Here is a 7,682-nt window from a genome sequence, read left to right as displayed (position 1 = left end):
TTGAACACCACGCGGGCGCACCCGAACGCCTTCGCCAGCGCGATCCGCTGACCGGTGTCCGGGTACAACCTGAAGGCGTACCGGAGCTGCACGACCATCACACTAGACACGCCGAACAAGCGCCGTCATCGGGAACATACGAGCGAAGCATCACCGTCGCCAGCAGGGTCCGGCTCCGCCGGAACGACACCGCGACGCTCCGCGCCGCACCCAGCTGATTCGCTTCACCTCCGGCGTGAACGCCGGAGCACTGCGAATGAATCCCGGTAGCAGGCGGCCATGAAGGGCACGGCCTTCTCGGCGAACGCGGCGATGCGCTTCGTGCCGCCGAAGACGACGAACCCGAGGAGTCCGATCAGGATCAGCCCGGACAGCCAGGTCGGGACGCCGAAGGCGGCGTCCATCGAGGTGACGATGGTCGAGGACTGCACACCGGGGATCAGCAGGGTGCAGCAGAGCACCGCGACGCCGGCGGCCGCGACCGCGAGCCACTTCAGACCGAGGCCCTTTTCGATGTACCAGGGAATGCCGCCGCGGTATTCACCTTCGGACTTGACCTTGTAGATCTGGCCGAGCGTGGCTTCGATGAACGCGCTGGAAGCGGTGAGAACGGCGGTGGCGATCATCGAGCCGGGTCCGCCGTAGGCGATAGCGGTGGCGACGCCGGCGATGTTGCCCACGCCCACACGCCCTCCGAGGGCCATGGCGAATGCCTGGAACGAGGAGGTGCCCGTGTCCGATTCAGCACGTCCGAAAAGGTGCTTGACCATTCCTGACAGAAGTCGTAGATCGTGGTGAGGAATTCTTGCATGTGATGTTCCCTCTGCGTCGATCATGAATGGCCGGCCTCGGAGCATGGCGGCCCACTCACGGAATCTCGCGCGAGATACGTCGGCGTACGTCAGCGCACGTCGGCCGTGAGCGAGACGGCGCCCCCCTCGATGGCGGCTACGGCTCCACGCCCACGGCGCCGGTCATGGCCCGCAGATGGCCGAGAAAGGCGTGGGTGGCCGGATGCGTGGGGACGCGCGGCCAGGCCAGGCGGACCGTCACCGGGGGCGCGTCCGTCAGGGGCAGGTAGCGGACGCCGGGGTGCGGATGGCTGTGCCCGGTGGCCTCGGCGGTGACGCCGACCGCCTCTCCCGTGGCGATCACGGTGAGCCACTCGTCGACGTTGCCGACCTCGAACGTCCGGGGGCGCCGTCCCTCGGGCCAGAGGCCGGCCGTGGTCGCGGCGGTGGCGCAGAGCACCACCGGCCGGTCGGACAGATCGGTCAGACGCACGCCTGCGCGACGGGCGAGCGGATCGTCCTCGGGCACGGCGGCCAGGCGCCCCTCCCGGTACAGCGTCCGCACCTCCAGCCCGCCGCCCGGAGCGGGCGCGGTGCGCAGGAGCGCCGCGTCGATCTCCCCTCGGCGCAGAGCCGCCTCCGGGTCGTCGCTGCCGTGCACCCGTACCGGGGTGTCGGGGTGTTCCTCGCGCCAGGTGCGCAGCAGCGGCACGGTACGGTCGCCGAGCGCGGCCCAGGCGAAACCGATACGCAGCGGCCGCACCCCCGCCGCGGCTTCCGCCAGCGCGTCGTCCAGCTGATGGAGGATCAGGTGGGCACGCTCGTACAGCCGTTGGCCCGCTTCGGTGAGGGCCAGTGCGCGGGTGGTGCGCTCCACCAGGCGCACGCCGACCCGGCCCTCCAACTGCTCCAGGGTGCGGGAGAGCGCGGGCTGGCTGATGTAGAGCACGGCCGCGGCGCCGGTGATGGTGCCCTCGTCGCCGATCGCGGCGAGCGCCCGCAGGTGCCGTAGCTCCACATTCATAACCCTGGAGCATAAATGCTTCCCGGCAGGCATTTCCCGCGCGAAGCCTGCCCGGCCTAGCCTCGCGGCCATGAAGATTCTTCTCATCGGCGCCACCGGCACGCTCGGTACGGCCGTTCACAAGGCACTCGCAGACCGCGGACACGAGGTCCTCGCTGTGGGACGCAGTGGCGGTGACCTGCGCTACAACATCGCCGACCCGGCGCAGATCACCGACCTGTACGACCGGATCGGCCGGGTGGACGCGGTGGCGAGCGCCGCGGGTGACACGCCGTTCAAGCCGGTCACCGAGATGACGCCCGAGGACTACCTGGCCGCCTTCCGGGGCAAGGTGCTCAGCCAGATCGAACTCGTGCGGCAGGGGATCCCGCGCATCGCGGAGCGCGGCTCCTTCACCCTGATCACCGGCATCCTGGCCCGCGAGCCGATCCCCACCGGCAGCGCGGCGTCCATGGCGGGCGGCGCGGTGGAGGCGTTCGTACGCGCCGCAGCCATCGAGATCGCCCCGCAGCGCGTCAACGCCGTCAGCCCCACGGTCTTCACCGAGAGCCTCGACGTCTACGGGGACTACTTCCCCGGCATGCCGTCGGTCGATCTCGCCGATGTGGCCCAGGCGTACGTCCGTTCCGTCGAGGGCGCCCAGACCGGGCAGGTCTACGCTTTGTAGTAGGCGTTTTCGCAGCCCAGGGGGTCTCCGCACATGCGGGGACCCCCTTCTCATTCACAACAAGTTCACCGCCGCTTGTTGACTGCGGCGGGCGACGAGCCTAGCGTCAACCCTAGGGAGATTGTTTGACAATCTGCATCCATTCTCAGTCGGGAGGTACACGACTCCATGCGGATCATCGTTGTCGGCGCCGGGGCCGTCGGCCTGGCGAGTGCCTACCGGCTGGCCGGGAGCGGCTGTGAAGTGGTGGTGCTGGACGCCCGGCGCGCGGGCTCCGCCGCCACGCACGGCAACGCGGCCAAGATCGCGCTGGCGGAGAGCGGCCCGGTTCCGGCCCCCGGAGTCATCCTGCAGGGCCTGAAGTGGATGCTGAAGCCGGACAGCCCGCTGTACGTCAAGCCCTCCCTCGCCCCGGGCTTCCTGAAGTTCATGCTGACCATGGCCCGGCACTGCACCGCCCGGGACTTCCGCCACGGCCTGGAGACACAGCTCCGTCTGGCCGAGGGCACCATGGACCTCCTCGACGACTGGACCCGGGACGGCATCTCCTTCGAGATGCACAAGGCCGGCGTCCTGCTGGCCTTCGAGACCCGGGAGCGCTACGAGGAGCAGTGCGCCTCCCTCGATGTCTTCGAGCGGTTCGGCATGGTTCCCGAGCACCTGCACGACGACGCCGTCCAGGCCCGGGAACCGGCGCTGAACAGCCGGGCCCGCCACGGTCTGTTCTTCCCGGACGACCGGCAGGTCGAGCCCGACTCCCTCACCCAGGGCCTGGTCAAGCGCTGTCAGGAACTGGGCGTGGAGATCCACGAGGACACCCCGGTACAGCGCTTCCTGCGCCGGGGCGACACCGTCACCGGCGTACTGACCGACCGGGGCGAGTTCACCGGCGACACCCTGCTCCTGGCATCCGGCGTGTGGACCGGCCGTATGACCCGCGAACTGGGCGCCCCGCTGCCCATCCGCCCCGGCAAGGGGTACAGCGTCGACTACTCCCCCGCCCCCGTGCGGCTGCGCACCTCTCTCACGCTGGAGGACGCACGGGTCGCGGTGACCCCGCTCAACGGGTTTCTTCGGCTGGCCGGGACGATGGAGTTCGGCGGCCTGGAGGAGAGCGTCAACCTCCGGCGCGTCGCCGCCATCAAGAAGGCCGCGGCGGACGCCTTCACCGGCTGGGACAACCCGCCGGGAGAGGCCGAACCCTGGGCGGGCCTGCGGCCCATGACCCCGGACGGCCTGCCCCTCATCGGCCGGCTCCACCCACTGCCCAACGTCTATGTCGCCTCGGGCCACGGGATGCTGGGCCTCACCCTGGCTCCCGCGACCGCCGAGATCATCACCGAGGCGATCACGCGGAACCGTCTCCCGGCCGTCGCCGAGGCGGTCTCCCCGCTCCGCTTCACCCGCCGGTGACCTTCACCAGCTCCCGTTCCCTACCTTTGACCTGAGGAGATCTTCCATGAGCGCCCCACAGTTCACCGGCATTCTCGCCGCCGTCGTCACCCCGCTGACCGCGGACGGCTCCGCCGTCGACGCCGCGGGCGTCAAGCGCCAGGCCGACCACATCATCTCCGGGGGCATCCACGGCCTCGTCCCCGGCGGCAGCACCGGCGAGTTCACCACGCTGACCCTGAACGAGCGCAAGCACGTCAACGAGCTGTACGTCGAGGCCGCCGCCGGACGCGTCCCGGTCGTCGCCGGGACCGGCGCGCTGAGCACGGCCGACACCGTGGAGCTGAGCGTCCACGCCGAGAAGTCCGGCGCGTCCGCCGTGATGATCGTGCCGCCGTTCTACGACGCCCCGTCCTTCGAGGAGCTCCTCGCCTACTTCGGCGCGGTCTCGGAGGCGATCGACATCCCGATCATGTACTACAACATCCCCTCCGCCACCGGTGTGCAGCTCACCCCCGAGCAGCTGGCGAAGCTGGCCCGCGAGACCGCGGTGACCTCCTACAAGGACACCGGCGGCGACTTCTCCTGGCTCTCCGCCGTCCAGCAGCAGCACGCGGACGACATCACCACCCTGAACGGCTGGGACACACTCACCTTCGCCGCGCTCGCCGGCGGCGCGAAGGCCGGCGTGTGGGGCACCGCCAGCGTGATCCCCCGACTGTGCGCCGACCTGTACGAGGCCCTCGCCGTCCGGGCCGATCTGCACGCCGCGCGCGAGCTGTGGGCGAAGATCTTCCCGATCTGCCAGTTCCTGGAGTCCCACAACTACGCCTGCGGCATCAAGACCGGCGTCGACCTCGTCGGTGTGAGCGCCGGCCCCACCCGCGCGCCCGTCCTGCCGCTGGCCCCGGAGTACCGCGAGGAGTTCCGGGCGCTGCTCACCGTCGCCGGTGTCGAGACCTCCGCAGACCCGGTAGCCGTGTGATGGCCACGCAGCACCGCCGCGTCCACGCGATCGACGTCCACGCCGAGGGCGAGCCGGGACGCGTGCTGATCGGCAGCCATCTGCACGTCCGGGGCGCCACCATGGCCGAACGGCTGCAGTACTGCGAGAAGCACCTCGACGAGCTGCGCCGGCTCCTGCTGCGGGAGCCGCGCGGCTACCCGGCCCTGTGCGGCGCCCTGGTGCTGCCCCCGGCCGACCCGGCCGCCGACTTCGGGCTGGTCGTGCTGGAACAGGGCGGCTTCCGCCCCATGTCCGGCTCCAACCTGATCTGCGCCGTCACCGCCCTCGTGGAGACGGGCGCGGTGCCGGTCACCGAGCCGGTCACCTCCCTCACCGTGGACACCGCCGTCGGCCTCGTCCGGGTCCGCGTCGACGTCGAGGGGGGCAAGGCCACGCGGGTCACCTTCGCCAACGTGCCCGCTTTCGCGATCGCCCTCGGCCATGTCCTGGAGCTGCCCGAGTACGGGCCCGTGCCGGTGGACATCGTCTTCGGCGGGCAGTTCTACGCCCAGGCGAGCGCCGCGGACCTCGGCATCCGTCTGGAGCCCGGTGCCGCCAAGGAGATCACCCGCGCCGGAGCGGTGCTGCGGACCGCCGCCCAGCAGCAGTTCCCGGTCAGCCACCCGCTCAATCCGGGCATCAACCAGATCTCCCTGGTGATGATCCACGACCCCTCGCCGACGCCCGGCGTCTCCGGCCGCAACGCGGTCGTCCTGCCGAACGGCGACGTGGACCTGTCCGACCCGGCGACCTGGACCGCCACCCTGGACCGCTCCCCGTGCGGCACCGGCACCAGCGGCCGTATGGCCGCCCTGCACGCCCGGGGCGAACTCCCCCTGAACACACCGTTCGTCCACGAGTCGATCATCGGCACCACCTTCACCGGCACGCTCCTGGGCACCACCCGGATCGGCCCGTACGAAGCCGTACAGCCGACGATCAGCGGACGCGGCTGGATCACCGCGTACAGCCAGTTCGTCCTGGACGAGACCGACCCCTTCCCGCACGGCTACACGCTCGGCGACCTGTGGGGCGAACAGAACTCCCTGCCGACCGAGACCGAACTGGAGACCTGACTCATGGACACCACCGGACAGCAGTTCATCGCCGGCAAGCGCCGCTCCGGCACGTCCGGCGAGCAGCACTCGGTGACCAACCCGGCCACCGGCGAGGTCCTGGCCACCGACACCCTGGCCGGACCGGAGGACGTGCACGAGGCGGTGGCCGCCGCCCGCGCCGCCTTCGCCGCATGGTCGCGCACCACCCCCGCCGAGCGCTCCGAGGCCATGCTGCGCTGGGCGGACCGGCTCCAGGCCCGCAGCGAGGAGTTCGCGCAGACGGAAAGCCGCATCGGTGGCAAGCCGATCCGGCTGACCCGGGGCTTCGACGTCCCGGGCACCATCGACAACGTCCGGTTCTTCGCCGGTGCGGCCCGCAATCTGGAAGGCCGCGCCTCGGCGGAGTACTCCGGCGAACACACCTCCACCATCCGCCGCGAACCCATCGGCGTCATCGGCTCCATCGCCCCCTGGAACTACCCGTTGCAGATGGCCGCCTGGAAGGTGCTGCCCGCCGTCGCCGCCGGCAACACCGTGGTCCTCAAGCCGTCCGAACTCACCCCTCTCACCTCGGTGATGTTCGCCGAGGCGGCGCAGGAGGCCGGGATTCCCGACGGCGTCATCAACATCATCACCGGCAGCGGAGCGGTCGCCGGGCAGGCCCTGGTCACCCACCCCGACGTCGCCATGGTCTCCTTCACCGGGTCCACGGCGGTCGGCCGCCAGGTCGCCGCGCAGGCGGTCGGAGGAGAGGCGCCGGCGCGCAGCGCCGTCGTGCCGGGGCAGCCGTCGGGCGACGGGTGGGCCAAGCGCGTCCACCTCGAACTCGGCGGCAAGGCCCCCTTCGTGGTCTTCGACGACGCCGACCTGGAGGCCGCCGCCCGCGGCGCCGTGGCCGGTGCCCTCATCAACGCCGGCCAGGACTGCACGGCCGCCACCCGCGCCTACGTCCAGCGCCCCCTGTACGAGGCGTTCGTCGAGCGGGTGGCCGCGCTCATGGACGGCGTACGCCTGGGGCCGGTCGACGACCCCGAGACCGACATGGGCTCCCTGATCTCCTTCAAGCAGCGCGACAAGGTCGCCGCCATGGTCGAGGCCGCCCGCCAGTCCGGCGCCACGGTCGTGCGCGGTGGAAGAATCCCCGACGGTCCGCTGGGCCGGGCCGCCTACTACGAGCCCACCCTCATCACCGACGCGGCGCAGGACTCCCCGATCGTCCAGCAGGAGATCTTCGGTCCGGTCCTGGTCTGCCTGCCCTTCGACGGCGACGACGAAGCCGTCCGCCTGGCCAACGACACGCCCTACGGGCTGGCCGCCTCGGCCTGGACCGGCAACGTCTTCCGCGCCGGATACGCGAGCCGCGAGATCCAGGCGGGCTGCGTCTGGATCAACGACCACATCCCGATCATCAGCGAGATGCCGCACGGCGGCTACAAGGCCTCCGGCTTCGGCAAGGACATGTCGGCGTACTCCTTCGACGAGTACACCAACGTCAAGCACGTCATGTCGGAGATCACCGGCGACCAGCACAAGTCCTGGCACGACGTGGTGTTCACCAGCCGCTGACCGACCCGCCGGGGGACGCCACCCCCGGACATCGGCCCGGTCCTCGACGAAGCAGGTCGGGCGGAGTCCGCTGCGGTTGGGCAGCGCCCCCGAAAGGGCGCGGGGCGGTGTCACCATGCGGCTCCGCCGCGTGGGCGCGACCAGCCACGACGGCGCCGCAGACGAACGACGTCAGGCA

Annotated in this window: 8 protein-coding genes; 5 read left to right on the top strand and 3 right to left on the bottom strand. The window is 70.9% G+C overall.

The window, feature by feature from the left end; genetic code table 11:
• The 3 genes from ACWD3C_RS26225 to ACWD3C_RS26215 form a co-directional block, all read right to left on the bottom strand.
• The coding region (locus ACWD3C_RS26225; protein WP_451141418.1) for a helix-turn-helix domain-containing protein at positions 1-92 on the bottom strand (92 nt) is incomplete at its 3' end.
• Positions 93-224: 132 nt separating this feature from the next.
• Positions 225-770, bottom strand: coding sequence for an alanine:cation symporter family protein (locus tag ACWD3C_RS26220; protein WP_451147935.1), 546 nt, complete (start codon positions 768-770; stop codon positions 225-227).
• A gap of 178 nt (positions 771-948) precedes the next feature.
• Positions 949-1,815, bottom strand: a complete 867-nt coding sequence (locus ACWD3C_RS26215; protein ID WP_451147933.1) for a LysR family transcriptional regulator — start codon at positions 1,813-1,815, stop codon at positions 949-951.
• 70 nt (positions 1,816-1,885) lie between these two features.
• Here ACWD3C_RS26215 and ACWD3C_RS26210 point away from each other — a divergent pair, with 70 nt between their 5' ends.
• The 5 genes from ACWD3C_RS26210 to ACWD3C_RS26190 all read left to right on the top strand — a co-directional run bounded on the left by ACWD3C_RS26210 (position 1,886) and on the right by ACWD3C_RS26190 (position 7,504).
• Positions 1,886-2,482: a short chain dehydrogenase gene (locus tag ACWD3C_RS26210; RefSeq protein ID WP_451147931.1), complete on the top strand. Its 597-nt coding sequence runs from the start codon at positions 1,886-1,888 to the stop codon at positions 2,480-2,482.
• Positions 2,483-2,650: 168 nt separating this feature from the next.
• Positions 2,651-3,895, top strand: coding sequence for an NAD(P)/FAD-dependent oxidoreductase (locus ACWD3C_RS26205; RefSeq protein ID WP_451147929.1), 1,245 nt, complete (start codon positions 2,651-2,653; stop codon positions 3,893-3,895).
• A 46-nt stretch (positions 3,896-3,941) separates the two neighbouring features.
• On the top strand, positions 3,942-4,859 hold the full coding sequence (locus tag ACWD3C_RS26200) for a dihydrodipicolinate synthase family protein (RefSeq protein ID WP_451147927.1): 918 nt from the start codon (positions 3,942-3,944) through the stop codon (positions 4,857-4,859).
• Positions 4,859-5,956 carry a proline racemase family protein gene (locus ACWD3C_RS26195; protein ID WP_451147925.1) on the top strand — a complete coding sequence of 366 codons (1,098 nt, stop codon included), beginning with the start codon at positions 4,859-4,861 and terminating at the stop codon, positions 5,954-5,956. Before ACWD3C_RS26200 ends, ACWD3C_RS26195 begins: the two co-directional genes overlap by 1 nt.
• 3 nt (positions 5,957-5,959) lie before the next feature.
• Positions 5,960-7,504: a gamma-aminobutyraldehyde dehydrogenase gene (locus ACWD3C_RS26190; RefSeq protein WP_451147923.1), complete on the top strand. Its 1,545-nt coding sequence runs from the start codon at positions 5,960-5,962 to the stop codon at positions 7,502-7,504.
• Positions 7,505-7,682: the final 178 nt, after the last annotated feature.

The sequence above is a fragment of the Streptomyces sp. NPDC002845 genome (genome assembly GCF_053591955.1).
This window is presented reverse-complemented; position numbering and strand designations above follow the sequence as displayed.

Bases quoted from the DNA above. Each gene is read 5' to 3' on its own strand.
- ACWD3C_RS26220 (WP_451147935.1), bottom strand. From the start codon at position 770: ATGGTCAAGCACCTTTTCGGACGTGCTGAATCGGACACGGGCACCTCC.
- ACWD3C_RS26215 (WP_451147933.1), bottom strand. From the start codon at position 1,815: ATGAATGTGGAGCTACGGCACCTGCGGGCGCTCGCCGCGATCGGCGAC.
- ACWD3C_RS26210 (WP_451147931.1), top strand. From the start codon at position 1,886: ATGAAGATTCTTCTCATCGGCGCCACCGGCACGCTCGGTACGGCCGTT.
- ACWD3C_RS26205 (WP_451147929.1), top strand. From the start codon at position 2,651: ATGCGGATCATCGTTGTCGGCGCCGGGGCCGTCGGCCTGGCGAGTGCC.
- ACWD3C_RS26200 (WP_451147927.1), top strand. From the start codon at position 3,942: ATGAGCGCCCCACAGTTCACCGGCATTCTCGCCGCCGTCGTCACCCCG.
- ACWD3C_RS26195 (WP_451147925.1), top strand. From the start codon at position 4,859: ATGGCCACGCAGCACCGCCGCGTCCACGCGATCGACGTCCACGCCGAG.
- ACWD3C_RS26190 (WP_451147923.1), top strand. From the start codon at position 5,960: ATGGACACCACCGGACAGCAGTTCATCGCCGGCAAGCGCCGCTCCGGC.